The sequence below is a fragment of the Janthinobacterium lividum genome, assembly GCF_034424625.1.
In the GTDB taxonomy this organism is placed as follows: domain Bacteria; phylum Pseudomonadota; class Gammaproteobacteria; order Burkholderiales; family Burkholderiaceae_D; genus Janthinobacterium; species Janthinobacterium lividum.
The window spans coordinates 2044680-2059818 of sequence record NZ_CP139976.1 but is presented as its reverse complement, the minus strand read 5'-3'; the positions used below and the strand labels follow the sequence as shown (position 1 = coordinate 2059818).

Annotated in this window: 15 protein-coding genes and 1 tRNA gene; 6 read left to right on the top strand and 10 right to left on the bottom strand. The window is 57.5% G+C overall.

The features are described 5' to 3' along the window. Positions 1-58 precede the first annotated feature (58 nt). Positions 59-421, bottom strand: a complete 363-nt coding sequence (locus U0004_RS09360) for a hypothetical protein (RefSeq protein WP_217495232.1) — start codon at positions 419-421, stop codon at positions 59-61. Between U0004_RS09360 and U0004_RS09355 the strand changes: the two genes are divergently transcribed. After that, on the top strand, positions 420-1346 hold the full coding sequence (locus U0004_RS09355; RefSeq protein ID WP_167468612.1) for a hypothetical protein: 927 nt from the start codon (positions 420-422) through the stop codon (positions 1344-1346). The two genes, U0004_RS09360 and U0004_RS09355, sit on opposite strands and share 2 nt — an antisense overlap. Positions 1347-1478: 132 nt before the next feature. On the opposite strand, the gene U0004_RS09350 is transcribed toward U0004_RS09355, so the two are convergent. Together U0004_RS09350 and U0004_RS09345 are read right to left on the bottom strand one after the other, a co-directional pair. Further along, a complete protein-coding gene (locus U0004_RS09350) occupies positions 1479-1886 on the bottom strand; it encodes a GNAT family N-acetyltransferase (RefSeq protein ID WP_070255311.1) in 408 nt (135 codons plus the stop codon). Positions 1887-2038: 152 nt separating this feature from the next. After that, entirely contained in the window at positions 2039-2500 is a 462-nt protein-coding gene (locus tag U0004_RS09345) for a GNAT family N-acetyltransferase (RefSeq protein WP_070255240.1), read from the bottom strand. A 321-nt stretch (positions 2501-2821) separates the two neighbouring features. Between U0004_RS09345 and U0004_RS09340 the strand changes: the two genes are divergently transcribed. Beyond that, the gene (locus U0004_RS09340) at positions 2822-3205 is read left to right on the top strand and encodes a hypothetical protein (RefSeq protein ID WP_071653663.1); all 384 of its coding nucleotides are present in this window, start codon (positions 2822-2824) and stop codon (positions 3203-3205) included. A 532-nt stretch (positions 3206-3737) separates the two neighbouring features. Here U0004_RS09340 and U0004_RS09335 read toward each other — a convergent pair. Both U0004_RS09335 and U0004_RS09330 read right to left on the bottom strand, forming a co-directional pair. Next, positions 3738-4130: a GFA family protein gene (locus U0004_RS09335; RefSeq protein ID WP_071653664.1), complete on the bottom strand. Its 393-nt coding sequence runs from the start codon at positions 4128-4130 to the stop codon at positions 3738-3740. A gap of 341 nt (positions 4131-4471) precedes the next feature. Further along, a complete protein-coding gene (locus U0004_RS09330) occupies positions 4472-5164 on the bottom strand; it encodes a DUF4274 domain-containing protein (protein WP_115057437.1) in 693 nt (230 codons plus the stop codon). Between the two features lie 77 nt (positions 5165-5241). Here U0004_RS09330 and U0004_RS09325 point away from each other — a divergent pair, with 77 nt between their 5' ends. Further along, a complete protein-coding gene (locus tag U0004_RS09325) occupies positions 5242-5409 on the top strand; it encodes a DUF4265 domain-containing protein (RefSeq protein ID WP_217495233.1) in 168 nt (55 codons plus the stop codon). 80 nt (positions 5410-5489) lie between these two features. Next, positions 5490-5735, top strand: a complete 246-nt coding sequence (locus U0004_RS09320; protein ID WP_231958608.1) for a hypothetical protein — start codon at positions 5490-5492, stop codon at positions 5733-5735. A gap of 1005 nt (positions 5736-6740) precedes the next feature. Here U0004_RS09320 and U0004_RS09315 read toward each other — a convergent pair. The 5 genes from U0004_RS09315 to U0004_RS09295 form a co-directional block, all read right to left on the bottom strand. Next, positions 6741-6830: transfer RNA gene (locus U0004_RS09315), tRNA-Ser, on the bottom strand. Positions 6831-6991: 161 nt separating this feature from the next. Continuing rightward, positions 6992-9037, bottom strand: coding sequence for a putative bifunctional diguanylate cyclase/phosphodiesterase (locus tag U0004_RS09310; protein WP_070255249.1), 2046 nt, complete (start codon positions 9035-9037; stop codon positions 6992-6994). A 1-nt stretch (position 9038) separates the two neighbouring features. After that, complete coding sequence (locus U0004_RS09305; protein WP_327076255.1) at positions 9039-10127, bottom strand: EAL and HDOD domain-containing protein; 1089 nt, start codon at positions 10125-10127, stop codon at positions 9039-9041. 302 nt (positions 10128-10429) lie between these two features. Further along, entirely contained in the window at positions 10430-11059 is a 630-nt protein-coding gene (locus tag U0004_RS09300; protein ID WP_070255252.1) for a response regulator transcription factor, read from the bottom strand. Positions 11060-11068: 9 nt separating this feature from the next. Further along, positions 11069-12439 carry a cache domain-containing protein gene (locus tag U0004_RS09295; RefSeq protein WP_070255255.1) on the bottom strand — a complete coding sequence of 457 codons (1371 nt, stop codon included), beginning with the start codon at positions 12437-12439 and terminating at the stop codon, positions 11069-11071. A gap of 241 nt (positions 12440-12680) precedes the next feature. On the opposite strand from U0004_RS09295, the gene U0004_RS09290 reads away from it, so the two are divergent. Both U0004_RS09290 and U0004_RS09285 read left to right on the top strand, forming a co-directional pair. Continuing rightward, positions 12681-14741, top strand: coding sequence for a carbon starvation CstA family protein (locus tag U0004_RS09290; RefSeq protein WP_070255258.1), 2061 nt, complete (start codon positions 12681-12683; stop codon positions 14739-14741). Next, positions 14741-14941, top strand: a complete 201-nt coding sequence (locus U0004_RS09285; RefSeq protein WP_010396213.1) for a YbdD/YjiX family protein — start codon at positions 14741-14743, stop codon at positions 14939-14941. Before U0004_RS09290 ends, U0004_RS09285 begins: the two co-directional genes overlap by 1 nt. Positions 14942-15139: the final 198 nt, after the last annotated feature.

Genomic DNA, 15139 nt, shown 5'->3' with positions numbered 1-15139 from the left:
AAAACTTGTCCAATATCAAGCTTATGCAGATAGTGGAGCATCTGCATGGCACCGTCCCCTACTCTTTATCTTTTCTGACGGAGATGGCCACTTCCAGCACGATACGCGCCACATTGACACCGCCGTCGGCGGCTGGCTGTGCCTTGAGCTCATCCAGCGCGTAGACCATCGTCAGCATGGCGCCAGGCACGAACAGCTTGATGTCCTGTTTGTCGTTCATGTAGATGCTCTCGTCCACTGTCGAGCCATCCGCCAGGCGCAAGATAACGCTGTTGACTTGATCGCCACGGCGGCTGTCCTGGCCCGCGAAATACGTTCGCTCGATGCTACCAGACAAGGTTGGCGTCTGGAGGCGCCTGACCTCGATGCTTTTCCACCAGGCTTCGGAAGCGAACAGGCCCTCGCTGCCTTTCAGGCCCATGTGGGGTCTGGAACTGTCGAGGGTGAGGGATTGGATTTTGGCGACGCGGCTGGGGTCTTTTGCCAGGGCTTCGGCAAGGGTATACACGCATTTCATTGAGCTGTATTTTTCCGAGGACGAGAATTGGCGTAGCTTATGGAAGGTTGAAAATATCGGCCGCATGAATGGCGCTCCGGGTATGCCAGCACTTTATAATATTGCCAAGTATAACAAGCACTCATATCGACCAACTCCCTTCACTGATCAAATAACCATGTCTTCAAAAATATTGGCTGGCCTGCTCTTACGTTCGAAAACCTTTCGCGCACTGGCACTGCTTTCCTTCACCCTCGCCTGCGCCGCAGTATCGGCGGAAGGCTTTCAAAACATCACCGCCGGACAGACCCTGGGCAGTATCAAGGCACAATTTCCTGCTGCAACCATTGAATCCGTGGAAGCTGCATGGGTAACGGAGTCAGATGGTTTCTATCGGCTTTCAGGTCCGGGGTTTCCAGGCAAGCTATATCTGGTATTTTCCGACATGCGCCCTTTTCAACGAAAAATGCTTGAGAAGATAAGTGAGAAAATCGAAGCTTCCCCCGAAGGCACGATCACGAGAAAGGATGTATTCACTTTCGAGTACTGGACAAAACTGGCCAATGAAACCACCGATAACAGTTTAAAAATAAGCAACATGCGCTGGGTACCGGACGCATCCATCCCGCTGCAGCGCTATATTGCCAAGTATGGCAAACCCGACGCATCGGGTTTCAGCGACGCTGACATGAAGCCCTATGCCGAGTGGAAAAAACGCGGCATTTATCTCAATTTATCGGATGATCAAAAACAGGTGCAATCCGTTGAATTTTCTTTCACAAAAGAAGAAGAACGCGTCGAGTGCCGCAAGAAGTATCAAAAAGCCGATTGGGCCAAGGAGTGCGCTTAAGACAGCACGCGCGCGCCGGATGAAGCTAGTATACGCTTGGACGGAGCGTCGTTCGCCGTGAAAGCTGGCTCATCATAAGCAAGCGGCGAGATTCAAGTCCCGTGGCGCAGCCATCGCATGGAAGCTTGCGTCTTAATGTTTGCGCCGAATGACGTAGGCATTGCCGGCAGGCTCAAAACCGAGCGTCGGATAGTAAGACATCGCATCCGGGGCGGAGAGCAGTATCAACGACACTTCCTCGCCGATGATGGCCTGGGTGCGCTTGACAAGTTCCTTGCCAATTCCCAAGCCCTGATAATCCTTGTTGACGGCCAGATCCGACAGATAGCAGCAATAGGCATAGTCGGTCAACGACCGGGCCAATCCTACCAGCTCCCCATCCACCCAAGCCGACAGCAAGAGGCAAGGCGCGGCGAACATGCGCGCGATTCTCGGGAGATTGTCGGTGGGGCGCTTGATTCCAGACTGATCGAAAACACGGACGACATCGACCGGATCAAGGGGAAAATTGTGACGATATTCTACGGTGATGTTTTTCATGGTTTCAAAGGTGGAGGTAAGCGCGCTTGGGCGTGCTATACCCATGATATGGCCGCAGCCTGTTTCGACAAGCATCGCTCATGTCGGCGTATTCATAGTATGGCAGTTGCGGGGGATAAGGGCTGTTCCCGTCTCCGCCACGCACCTGTAACTCAGTCAATTGCCCGGAACTTTAAAAAACATTGGCCCTCATACTCCACTTCGCAATCCAATGCGAAGCCGATTCTTGCAAGCCCCTTGACGCGAGTGCGGCTGGGCGGCAGCAGGATAGTGACCGGGCCAATACCCAGTTCCAGCCGGCGGTGCATGAACCGGCGAACCAGCGCAGGACCATGTCCCCAGAACGCGGGGAGCAATACCAGTGCCAGGTCAGCTTCGCGCCCTTCCTTCTGAAAACCGCCCCAGCCGGCAAACGCGCCATCAATCCGGATAGCCCACGGCCCATAGCCATTTGCTTGCCACTGCGCATCCTTGCCTTTCGCCCATTCCATCACAGTGTGCTCATCCCAGCTTTCGGTGGCGAGCGGCATGTGGCGGATGACGTCCTGGTGATTCAACAGAACGAGCCATTCTTCATTGGCAATATCGGAGAGCGGGTGAAAAGTAAAAGCCATGTGCGTCTTGTCAGTTTAATGAGAAGCCGATGAACCTCTCATCGTGCCACGAAAACTACACACTCACCAGTGGAGAACAAAAACGCTGGAGCCGGGATTGTTGACTGTAGACGGGGCAGTTCCATTCTTCCTGCATTCGCAAGGGTGTGAAGGCAGAGTCAACATGCGTGAGGCAATCCTGCCAGCAAACGAGCAAGCTGTCAGCAGCCTGTGTGACAATGCTCACACTGGAAATGTGGAAGCTTCCATATCTCTATCTGATATCGAACAGACTTGGCAAGGATTGTAAATATGTTGGCACCGTTACGTTTGAATAGACGCATGTACGCTTCCTTTGTCGCCGCCGTTTTTCTTGTTGCTGGCGTCTCATCGGCGCGCGCGACCACGCTTGACGAGGACAGGACACGCGGTGACATACATGGCTTATTTGAGATCAGGGATGCTGCAGTAAAGTTCATGGCAGCAGAGAATTCCAAAAACGGCACACGGTGGCGGGTCTTGGAGCCTAACCGGAAGATTCTGGTGACGAAATGCGCGGTATCTTTGCGTGTGGAATGGGTTCCGAAGAGCCGTGGCCTGCCTGGATCAAATGTTGCGGTGAGCTGCGCCAAGACTGTAAAGCCCACGATACAACATAAATGGGAAGTGTTTGTGCCAATCGCCAAGGGTCCACAACGCGCCACAGTTATTCCAGGAAACTCCTGAGTGACACCGCTTATTTTGAGCCGCGGACGAAACTGCCGACACAAATATTTCAATTTAGCAATGTCGATTTGCATTTTCTGAAAAATCATACATCTATCACGACCACGTTCCACACCACAACATTGAACGCATCAATTAAAAATATCTCACATTCCATTGAAAAAGTCAGCTCTTTCAACGTTTTTCGCCTATGCGCATGCGGCAGCTGTATACTCCATGTCATACGCATTCTATTCCGATGCCAGTTATAGCGAGCAGGTGGTCGAAGACAATTCAATTCATTGCGCAGCCAAAAAACTTCATCTGCTTAATTCAGTGCCCAATATTTGAACAGCAGCATTGTATAAATCATCTATCGGTTTTTGCCACGCATGAGGAATTGATGGAACTGGGTTTCGAGGGATTTGACGACAGGGTTGCGACATTCGCGAGGGTATGGCGGGAGGGTCCATCCTGACAAAAAAGGAATATCGAAAATGCTTGAAATATCAATATTGCAATAAAAAAGCCAGTCACATGACTGGCTTTTTTATTATGCAGGACTTTCCTGAAACTGTTTTGCATTATCACAAATTTCATACCATGCGGGTTTGGAGCCGACATACACATGAAATTGCATGCTGACCTCAGGGTCATCATCCAGGCAGTTAACTGATATCGGAAACGAATCATTTTCTGAGCCAATTTCCCCCAAAGAAGTCCCGCAGTTTTTACAAAAAGTTCTTGCATATTTAAAGGGAGTCTCTGGCTCATATCGCTGAATAAATTCTCGCCCCTCCAGCAAGGTAAATGAATTTTTATCAACGAAGGCCAAGGCACTCGCGCCGGCCTTCCGACAACGAGAACAGTGACACATGCCCATCATGCCCGGGGGAGACGCCAATTCAAACTTTACTGAGCCACAGCAGCAACTGCCTCTGATCATGAGATGTCCTTTTTGAAAGTTGACACTGTATTTTTACACAGTACTTTTGGACAGGCAAGTGACATATGGTGGAATTTTTCAGAACCGAAGCGAGGAAGGGCAGCTCTGCCATTCAGGCACAGACTGATGCGTTGAGTGCTGTGAAAGCTTGCTCAGTCGAAAACTGATTAGAGCTCTGTGTAGAGTTTGCGAACGGTAGCAGTGGATCTGTCCTGCTGTTGGGACAGGCCGGGAGATCGTGCTGGTGTTAATGATGAGCGTGCACTGAAGTCAAAAAAGCAAGGGGAGGATTCTGGGCGGGCTGGTCCCGCAGGCCCAGCCTATAGCCCAAGCTTTATTCTTCACAAGTATACACGGAGTTCAACTGGAATATTGATCAATGGCTTCACTGAATAATCTGGCTTGCGATCCAGGAAACAAGCAACGTCGGGAATGGGAAGAATCTGTGCAAATATTCCCAGCTTTGTCTTGTATTCGATTTTATTGAGCAACACGGCATTCGCATGGGATAGAGCATGGATATCCTCGCAAGCAAGATCGAGTGTCTCGTATCGCGCATAGTGATCGCCCGGCTGATTGGCCCAGTAGATGCACAGCGCTGTAGCAAATTCACACTTTGCTTGCGCTATGATCTGCGTTAGAAGCCATATGCCACTATCATAATTATGATGCTGGACGATGGCATGAAGCTGACATCCAGACAGAGTCGAGAGATCGTTTTCTACTTCTTTTTTGAACGCTTGAATACCTATCGTTCTCTGCCGAACATAGAAGTGATAAAAATCTTCCTCCTCGTTACCTTCCATAGCGCTGTCAAAAACCGACTGATCCATGTTGTGATAATAAGTGTCGCCGGCACATTTTCCTTTCAGGGCCAGGATTAGGATATCTTGCTCGGCATCCGGGCCGTTCGGCTGTGTAAGTCCCAGCGCTTTTTCCAGTTTTGTTAAAATTTGCATTCCTTGGAGTAGACGGTTTGACAAAACTTCAGGATGAGTGAATGCGACAAATGGTAAGGAAATGTCGTTCTTCATGCAGCCTGCACAATATTGTCGTATCTATTTAGCTGGCGCGACCCGCACCGCAGCGTACCAGCAATATGAAAGAGTGAATGGAAAACATCAATTGTAAAGGCATGCCACACATCCGCGTACTGGCAGACGAAGACACCGACGGCCTCACGTACGAAACTCTGCCGGCGCACCAGATTGCCGAGCACGTCTTCGGACTGCTGGCGTCACCCGGCTTGGCCCTAAATTTGGCGCACGGCGACATCTAAACATCGCCGACCCGCTCTCCCCCGCCCAAGTATTGAAGCGCGGCGGCAACTTCTGCATCCAGATCTACGATGCCGACGCCGTGAGCCAGTCCGCAGTCGACCGGCTCGAGTACGACGTGCAAAAGCAGCTTGGCGGCACCATGGATGGCCAATATGAAGGCAATCTGACCTTCAGCGTGCCGGGCCACCACGGCATTTACAACGTCAACGGTCCCTCCGACGCCTTCCGCGAAGCAACGGGCGTGGAATGGTACTTCGCCAATATCTACGCCAACCTCGATGACGACAATGATGAAACCCTACTCAACTGGTGGCTGGATATGTAAAGTTTACTGACCACCTTGACGAGGCGCCGCAAGCCTTGGTCCAGCACGTCATCAAGGGCTACCTCATACCAACACCAAAACCGTAGAAAAAGTTTATAGCGCCTGGCCACTTGGCGAGGCAAGTTCGGTCCCAGACGTCTCCACCACTGAATTTTTAGAATCAAGTAGTTAGCTAGAAGAAAGCTGTCATTATTTGGGGTGTTTTAGCCTGGGAATGACAACAAAATGACAGATTTTTTCGTACGTTAGCTACTCAGCAACAACAGCCATCCCCTCATTTCGTAGCCTTACGATGGGTTTGCGTCAAGACCCGGAGAGCTATGTGCATAGGAACGTTGTTTTTCGCCAAGTAGGCGGCCGCAGTCGCTGTGCCTAGCATTTCTTGAAAAATGACTCCGACATCGACTTTTTGCGCTGTTAGACCGTCATGCCTTAAACAGTCATAATTTTGGTTGGCTGCAATAGCAAATATGGGTTCATCAAGTTTGTTAACGTGCATTTTTGCCTCATCAATAAAAGAGAAAAATGTCTCCTTTTTTGTCTTAAAGATAACTTAAATTTCCATTTTTGAGTAAATATTTTCTTTAATCAAGTTGTTGAAGAAGTAAAAATTTAACTATTAACAAGCAAAAATCATGCTGACAAGAACGTAAGGAAGCATAGGGGCAAAACACCTATTATTATAAGGGAGCACTCTCCCACTTCCCCTGCAAATCCCTTGGCCAGTACACCACGTGCACTAACGCGAGGGGCAGGTTTGGCGTTCAGACACGGACTGAGGCGTGGGGTTCTGTGACAGTTGGCTCAGTCGCAAAACTGATTGGAAGCACGAACGCGCGCCCAAGGCGCGCGGGGCTGCCGCGCAGCGGCAGCGGTTGGAGGATTCGGGGAGGGCTGGGCCGATAGGCCCAGCCCTTCGAATCTCACACGCAGGGCGCCGCCCTGCTCGCTTCCGCCAAGAAATAAAAAAAGCCGCCCAAGGGGGCGGCTCTTCTTTTTATTTCCTGGCGGAAGCGGTGAGATTCGAACTCACGAACAGTTTAACCCGTCGCTAGTTTTCAAGACTAGTGCCTTCAACCACTCGGCCACGCTTCCAGATGGCAGCATTATACATAAAGGTCCGTGGCTTACCAATGGCGAGTAGTCAGTGCCGCGTATTTAAACCTCACAGCAACCTCCGGGGTCAGACCCGGCGGGTCTGACCCCGGCCCTTCGCCTATGGGTTCCATATTTGCGCCGGTACGCCAACGGGAAGCCTAAACGCCCCAGTTTTTCCGCAGCGCCTTCTCGAACTCCCCCGCCGGCAACGGCCGCGAGAACAGATAGCCCTGCACTTCGTCGCAGCCAGAACTCTTCAGGAAGGCCAGCTGCTCCGCCGTTTCCACGCCTTCCGCGATAACTTTATGGTGCAGCTGCTGGGCGATGCTGATGATGGTGCTGGCGATGGCGCAGTCGCTGGCATCTGTCGGAATGCCGGTGGTGAACGAGCGGTCGATCTTTAATGTGTCGATGGGGAAACGCTTGAGGTAGGACAAGCTTGAGTAACCAGTGCCGAAATCGTCCAGCGACAGGGCCACGCCCAGCGCCGTGATACGGTCCATGATGCCGATGACCCTCTCGATATTGTGCATCAGGGTGCTTTCCGTGATTTCCAGCTCCAGCCAGGCCGCTTCCAGGCCGTAGCGGGCCAGGGTCGCGGCCACCCTGGCGGGCAGGGCTGCCGTGAATTCGCGTGCGGACACGTTGACGGCCAGGCGGATCGGCGGCAGGCCGGCCAGTTTCCACGCTTGCGCCTGGGCGCAGGCCGCTTCCAGCACCCACTCGCCCACTTGCACCACCAGCCCCGTCGATTCGGCCAAAGGAATAAACTCGGCGGGCGGGATCATGCCGTGCTGCGGGTGGTGCCAGCGCACCAGGGCTTCGGCGCCGATGATGCGCCCGCTGGCCAAGGCATACTTTGGCTGGTAGTGCAGCAGCAGTTGCTGCTCAGACAGGGCCTGGCGCAAGCCTGTTTCCAGGCGCATGCGCGCCTGCATGCCCAGGTTCATGTCCTGGCTGTAGAAGGCCACGCTTTCCGCTTCGCCGCCGCTGTCCTGCTTGGCCCGGTACATGGCGATATCGGCCAGGCGCAGCAGGGTTTCCGCGTCCTGCCCATCTTGCGGATACACGCTGATGCCGATGCTGGCGCCCACGCGCAAGTCGTGGCCTTCGATCAAAAACGGTTCCACCAGCGAGGCCAGCAGCTTTTGCGCCACCATGCTGGCCTCGAAATGCTGGCCGATATCGAACAGGCCGACGGCGAACTCGTCGCCGCCCAGGCGGGCCACCAGGTCCTGGTCGCGCAAGGCGTGGCGGAAACGCAGCGAGACTTGCCGCAGCAATTCGTCGCCGATGCGCCGGCCCAGGGTATCGTTGATCAGTTTAAAACGGTTCAAGTCGATGAACAGCACGCAGCCGAGCATCTTGCTGCGCTGCGCCACGCTGAGGGCCTGGTCGACCAGCTTGGCCAGCAAGGTACGGTTAGGCAGGCTGGTCAGGGGGTCGTAATAGGCCAGGTGGTGCAGGCGCTCTTCGGCCAGCTTGCGCTCCGTGATGTCCGTCAGGTAGGCGATGAGTCCGATGGGCTTGTCATCCAGGTCTTGCAGCGGCGACAAGGACAGGCTGGCCCAGAAGATCTCGCCCGACTTCTTTCGGCGGCGCACCTCCATCAGGCGCCCTCCCTGCTCCAGGAAGGCGTCGTGGAAACCCGTGTCTTCGTCGTCGTACAGGAACAGGATGTTGCGCCCCACGGCTTCCACCGAGGTGTAGCCGAACAGGCGCTCGGCGCCCTTGTTCCAGCTGGTGATGTAGCCAGTCAAGTCCATCGTCAGCACGGATTCGTGCAATTGATCGAGGATTTGCGTCTGCTGCGCCAGCAAGGCTTCGACTTGCGCGTAAGCATGGGTCGAGCGTTGCGCCAGCGAATGCACTTGCAAGACGCCGGCCGTCAACGATGCCAGGCTGGCCAGGTGGCGGCGGTCGGCGTCGTTATACAGCGGGCGTCCCGCCACGCTGTAATGGCCGAAGCAGTGGCCGTCGAAACTGATTTCCTGCAGCAAGGCGGGCGTATCGTCGGGAAACAGCGCGACCGGCGCAGCGGCGTCCATGTTGGCCGCAGGCAGGAAGCGGCCATGCGGGCTGGCCATCACGGCGCTGGCAATACGGCCCAGCTCGGCCACCAGCGCAGGGCCGCGCAAACGCACGACGGCGTCGCACAGGGCGGCGCTGTCACCGAGGAAATCCGACACCGGAAACAGGGTCATGCTAGAGGTTCCGGCTGACCTGGATGGCCCATTGGTAGGCCTGCAGCAGGCTGCGCCAATAGGTTTCTCCATCGATGCCGGCGCGGCGCAAGCCTTCGGGCGGCGGCGCGGCGCTTTCGACCAGTGCCAGCAAGGTGCCCAGTTCGCCATTGCGTTCGAGCAAGGCGGTGCTCACTTCCGGCGCCAGATTCAGGGTGGCGATGATTTCCTGCATCGGCATGCCCAGCAGGACGTCGAGCAGCGAGAACACGCCCGCCATGAAGGCCAGGTCCTGCGCGTCGCGGTCGCCGCCGCGCAGCTGGCACAGCGCTTCCATCTGCGCCGCGCGCACGGCCGCCAGCGGCAGCAGCGCGTGGATCTTGCCATCGTCCTGTTGCCGCGCATACAGCAGCAGTTGCAGCCAGCGCTGCAGCTGGCGCCGGCCCAGCAGGGTAATGGCCTGGCTGAAGCTGGTAATCGGCGCCGTGAAGCCGAAGGCGGCTGAATTGACCAGTTTCAATAAATGATAGCTGAGCGATGGATCTTGCTTGAGCGGCACTTCCAGTTCGTGCGCGTCGGCATCGCGGGCCAGCAAGCCCAGCAGCGCCAGCAGGCGGCGCCGCGACGTGGCGTCTTCCGGCTCGCTTTGCTGGCGCGCATGGTGCAGGGCGTAGTCGCCGGCAAACCAGCTCACGCCGAGTTCTTGCAAGGCAGCAAACTGCTCCGCGTCGGCGATGTTGTACGCCAGGTGCGGCCCCGCCAAGGGCAGCAACTGGTGCAGGGCCGGGCGCGCACCGGACGCGTCAAAGCTCAGCGCGCGCGCGTCGACTTGCGCCGCCGCCACGGGACCGGCATCGGCGCCATCGAGGATGAGGCGGTAGCCGGCGTCGCGCCATTGCTGGCATTTTTTCTGGATCTGCTTGTCGCCGGCAAGATGGGCCGGCAAACGGAAGATGGTGCGTTGCGGCGCCAGTTGCGCCAGCACGGCCTCGTCCACGCCATGCGGATCGGCCAGGGGAATGATGCAGTCGAGCGGCGCCAGGAAGGCATACGCATCGGCGGCGGCCAGCGCCGCCAGCAGCGGCGCCGTCGAGGCCTGCGGTACATGCAAGGTGACAGCGACCCACTCGTTATGAGCATTGGCAACTGCTTGTAATCCCACCAACGGAAACAGGTTTGATTCAGACGCTGACATCGGTATCTCAGTGTGGGTAGGGCGCCATAGTAAATAAACTGACCAGCATTGGCAACCCTGGCCCGACAGGGATGCCATTTCGACAGCGAGAATCATTCTATCCGAATCTCACCCATGAAACAGTTTAATTTTGGCAATAAATATTCAAAAAGAACATTCCCCCGCGAGACCCGCCTGCCATGCGGGTTTGACAAAAACACGGCACGGCGCGCGCATTCTCAGGCGCTGCCGCCATGCGCGTGCTCGACCGCATATTTGATCAATTCGGCCTGCCCTTCGATGCCCAGCTTGCGCTTGATGTTCAGCCGGTGCGTCTCCACCGTGCGCACGCTCAGGTCCAGGTCGCGGGCGATCTGCTTGTTCGACTGGCCCGCCGCGATGTGCTGCAGCACTTGCTGCTCGCGCGTGGTGAGGAAGGAATCGTGCACCTGCGGGCGCGACAGTTGCCGCGCCAGGGCCGCGCTGTAATAAATGCCGCCGGACATCACCGTCTCGATGGCGAAGACGATATCTTTCCCAGGAGCATCTTTGAGCACATAGCCGCGCGCCCCGGCGGCGATGGCTTGCGACACATATTCGAGCTTGTCGTGCATGGACAGGATCAACACGGCAATCTGCGGAAACGCCTGCTTGAACAGCGCCGTCGCTTCGATGCCGTTGATGCCGCGCATATTGATATCCATCAACACGAGGTCCACCTGGTGCGCGCGCGCCTGGCTCAACGCCTCGTCGGCGCCGCCCGCCTCGGCCACCACGTCGAAATGCGCCACCGCCTCCAGGCGCGCGCGCAAGCCGTCGCGTACGAGGGGGTGGTCGTCCACCAGCAGGATGTTGATCTTCTCGGTCATGTGTATCTATCAGTGTGAGGGTGGAAGGGCGAGCCGCGCCAGCACCAGGGTACCGGCCGCAGACGAGGTGATGTGCAGGCTGCCGCCGATGGCTTCCATGCGTTCCGTCATGTTGCGCAGACCGATGCCGCGCTGCGGATGCAGGGCGATGCCATCGAAATCGAAGCCGCCGCCATTATCCTGGATGCGCAATTCCACGGCCTTGCCCGCCTCGTGCAAGCTCACTTCCACGCCGCGGGCGTGGGCATGGCGCTCGCAATTGGTCAGCGCTTCCTGGGCGATGCGGAACAATACGGTATTGACCATGTCGGGCAAGCCCTCGCCCGCCGCCGCCGGGCTGGCCGTGAAACTGGCTTGCGCGCTGCTGCTGTCGTTAAATTCATGCACGAGGTGGTCGAGCGCGGCGGCCAGGCCCAGGTCGTCGAGGATGGCCGGGCGCAGGTTGTGCGAAATGCGCCGCACTTCGCCCAGCACCTTGTTGAGTTGCTCGGCGGCCCGCTCGAAGGTGGCGGGCGCCTTTTCTTTTTGCTCGGTATTGCCGGCCAGGCGCGCGATGCCCGCCTCGATCTGCAGCTTGATGGACACCAGCCACTGGCTGATGCCGTCATGCAAGTCGCGCGACAGCCGCGCCCGCTCTTCTTCCTGCGATTCCACCACGCGCTGCGCCAGCACTTTCAGCTTGGCGTCGGCCACCCGCAATTCGCGCAGGTTCAGCACGAGGCCGCAGGCGGCCACCAGCAGGGAGCCGAGGATGGCGATGGCGGCGATCAGTTCCATGGTCGAGCGGATATTGCGCGACTGCTGGGCATCAACCTTGGCCAGCGCCTGGTCCACGTCATCCATATAAATGCCGGTACCCATCATCCAGCCCCATTCCGGCATCAGGATCACATAGCCGAGCTTGGGGGCGGACTTGTTCGTCGACGGCTTGATCCAGTTGTAGCGCTCAAAGCCGCCGCCGCTCTTCGCCCGCTGCATCAGGCGCTGGATGGTCAGATTGCCCTCGGCGTCGCGCAATTGCCACAGATTCTGCCCCACCAGTTCGGGCTGGCGCGGATGCATCAGCGACTTGCCCTGCAAATCATAGATGAAGAAATAGCCGTCGTCGCCATAGCTGAGGGCGGACAGGATGCGCTTGGCCTCCTCTTGCGTGGCCTCATCCTTGCGCCCCGACTGGTACAGGGAAGCGATGGAATGGCTGGCCAGGGTCACGTAATGCTTGAGTTCAGCTTCCTTGCTGGCCAAATACGCCTGCTGGATGGTGGCGCGCTGCTGCTCGGCCAGGGTGATGGCCTGGTGCCGCACGGCAAATGCAATGGCGCACAGGGCGAGGATCAGCGGCGTGATGGCCAGGAAGATGACTTTCTGTCTGAGTTTCATGGCCTGGCGCTCCGGCGGCGTCGATGCTGGTGGGAATGCGTGATTTTACGTCGCGGCACGGCGATCGGTCTGCGTAGTAATACTGAGCGTTACTGCGTAGTCGTGCGCTTGCGGCAATTATACGATTCCTGAATACTCGCCATAAGCTGCAAACACCCAATTCACACCCAAACTGGCGACGACCAGGCTCGGCAGCACACATCATCGCACGGCACAGCGCCCGTCAATCTCTGGAGGAAGCATGAACCGCATTTTCAAACAACTGGGCTGGGCAGCGCTTGCGCTGGCAGGCGCCGGGTCTCTGGGCGTCGTCGCCCTGCAACGTGGCGAACCGATCAGCGCGATCTGGATCGTCATCGCCGCCGTCTGCGTGTATCTGATCGCCTACCGTTTCTACAGCCTGTTCATCGCCGACAAGGTACTGGGCCTGGACGCGCGCCGCATGACGCCGGCCTTCAAGCACAACGATGGCCTCGATCACGTGCCGACGAATAAATATGTGCTGTTCGGCCACCATTTTGCGGCGATCGCCGGCGCCGGTCCCCTGGTCGGCCCCGTGCTGGCCGCGCAGATGGGCTATCTGCCCGGCATGCTGTGGATCTTGGCGGGCGTGGTGTTTGCGGGCGCCGTGCAGGATTTCATCGTGCTGTTCATTTCCATGCGCCGCGACGGCCGCTCGCTGGGCGACCTGATCAAGGCGGAACTGGGCGAAATTCCCGGCATGATCGCCCTGCTCGGCTGCTTCATGATCATGGTCATCATCCTGGCCGTGCTGGCATTGATCGTCGTCAAGGCGCTGACCGGCTCCCCATGGGGCAGCTTCACCGTGATGGCAACGATCCCCATCGCGCTGTTCATGGGTGTGTATTCGCGCTTCATCCGCGTGGGCCGCATCGGCGAAATTTCCATCATCGGTTTTGTCTTGCTGATGCTGGCCATCATCGGCGGCCAGTACGTGCAGGAACACGCCGTGCTGGGCCCGATGTTCACGTTCACGGGCACGGAACTGACGTGGATGCTGATCGGCTACGGCTTCATCGCCTCGGTGCTGCCCGTGTGGCTGCTGCTGGCGCCGCGCGACTACCTGTCGACTTTCCTGAAAATCGGCACCATCCTGGGCCTGGCCATCGGCATCATCGTCGTCGCGCCGTACCTGAAAATGCCGGCCATGACCAAGTTCATCGACGGCTCCGGCCCCGTCTGGTCGGGCAATCTGTTCCCCTTCCTGTTCATCACGATTGCCTGCGGCGCCGTGTCCGGCTTCCACGCCTTGATTTCCTCGGGCACCACGCCGAAGATGATTGAAAACGAAAGCCACGCCCGCTTCATCGGCTATGGCGCCATGCTGATGGAATCATTTGTCGCCATCATGGCCCTGGTAGCCGCCTCGACCATCGAGCCTGGCATCTATTTCGCCATGAACAGCCCGGCCGCCCTGATCGGCACCACCGCCGAGTCCGCCGCACAGGCCATCTCGCAATGGGGCTTCTATGTGACGCCGGAAATGCTGACGCAGACGGCCAAGGACGTGGGCGAGCACAGCATCATCTCGCGCGCCGGCGGCGCACCGACCCTGGCGGTCGGCATGGCGCAGATTCTGTCCGGCGCCATCGGCGGCAAGGCCATGATGGCCTTCTGGTACCACTTCGCGATCCTGTTCGAAGCGCTGTTCATCCTGACTGCCGTCGATGCGGGCACGCGTGCGGGCCGCTTCATGCTGCAAGACTTGCTGGGCAGCTTCGTGCCAGCTTTGAAACAGACGGAAAACGTCATCGCCAACCTGCTGGCCACTGGCCTGTGCGTGGCGGCCTGGGGCTACTTCTTGTACCAGGGCGTGGTCGATCCATTGGGCGGCATCAACACCCTGTGGCCGCTGTTCGGCATCGCCAACCAGATGCTGGCGGCCATCGCACTGATCCTCGGCACCTGCGTGCTGTTCAAGATGAAGCGTGGCCAGTATGCGTGGGTCACCATCACGCCGACGATCTGGCTGCTGCTGTGCACCCTGACGGCGGGCTGGCAAAAGATTTTCGACGCCAACCCGCGCGTCGGCTTCCTCGCGCACGCCAAGAAATACTCGGCGGCCCTGGATGAAGGCACCCTGCTGGCGCCGGCCAAGTCGGTGGCGCAGATGCAACAGATCATCTTCAACGATTACCTGGACGCCGGTCTGGCCGCCTTCTTCGTCATCGTCGTCGTCAGCGTGCTGTTCTTCGGCATCCGCACCATCATGAAGGCGCGCGCCGACAGCCGTCCGAGCACCAAGGAAACGCCGTTCCAGGCCATGCCCACGGTGCAATGATGATAGACGAAATCATCAAGGCTGGACGGTATCTGGGGCAAAGCATGCGGCTCATGTGCGGCTTGCCCGAGTACGACACCTACGTGGCCCACCGGGAAGTCACCCATCCCGGCGAGCCGATGATGACGTATGAAGAGTTCTTCCGCGAGCGGCAGGAAGCCCGCTATGGCGGAGCGGGCAAGCGTGGCGGTTGCTGTTAGCGGACACCTGACCCAGCCTACTGCGCGTCGGTATAGGCGGCTTGCGATGCTCACCGTACTAAAGTACGGTTGCGCTTCTCGGCCACCTCTCCCTTCCGCTCGCTACGGCTGAGTCAGGTGTTGTTGCTCAGCAATAATTTGAGGGCGGTCTTGTGAGACCGCCCCATTCATTTCCTCTCGTACAAGTTCCCCTCCCCT

Bases quoted from the DNA above. Each gene is read 5' to 3' on its own strand.
- U0004_RS09335 (WP_071653664.1), bottom strand. From the start codon at position 4,130: ATGATCAGAGGCAGTTGCTGCTGTGGCTCAGTAAAGTTTGAATTGGCG.
- U0004_RS09360 (WP_217495232.1), bottom strand. From the start codon at position 421: ATGGGCCTGAAAGGCAGCGAGGGCCTGTTCGCTTCCGAAGCCTGGTGG.
- U0004_RS09300 (WP_070255252.1), bottom strand. From the start codon at position 11,059: ATGACCGAGAAGATCAACATCCTGCTGGTGGACGACCACCCCCTCGTA.
- U0004_RS09355 (WP_167468612.1), top strand. From the start codon at position 420: ATGTGGGGTCTGGAACTGTCGAGGGTGAGGGATTGGATTTTGGCGACG.
- U0004_RS09330 (WP_115057437.1), bottom strand. From the start codon at position 5,164: ATGAAGAACGACATTTCCTTACCATTTGTCGCATTCACTCATCCTGAA.
- U0004_RS09345 (WP_070255240.1), bottom strand. From the start codon at position 2,500: ATGGCTTTTACTTTTCACCCGCTCTCCGATATTGCCAATGAAGAATGG.
- U0004_RS09285 (WP_010396213.1), top strand. From the start codon at position 14,741: ATGATAGACGAAATCATCAAGGCTGGACGGTATCTGGGGCAAAGCATG.
- U0004_RS09325 (WP_217495233.1), top strand. From the start codon at position 5,242: ATGGAAAACATCAATTGTAAAGGCATGCCACACATCCGCGTACTGGCA.
- U0004_RS09340 (WP_071653663.1), top strand. From the start codon at position 2,822: ATGTACGCTTCCTTTGTCGCCGCCGTTTTTCTTGTTGCTGGCGTCTCA.
- U0004_RS09290 (WP_070255258.1), top strand. From the start codon at position 12,681: ATGAACCGCATTTTCAAACAACTGGGCTGGGCAGCGCTTGCGCTGGCA.
- U0004_RS09310 (WP_070255249.1), bottom strand. From the start codon at position 9,037: ATGACCCTGTTTCCGGTGTCGGATTTCCTCGGTGACAGCGCCGCCCTG.
- U0004_RS09295 (WP_070255255.1), bottom strand. From the start codon at position 12,439: ATGAAACTCAGACAGAAAGTCATCTTCCTGGCCATCACGCCGCTGATC.
- U0004_RS09350 (WP_070255311.1), bottom strand. From the start codon at position 1,886: ATGAAAAACATCACCGTAGAATATCGTCACAATTTTCCCCTTGATCCG.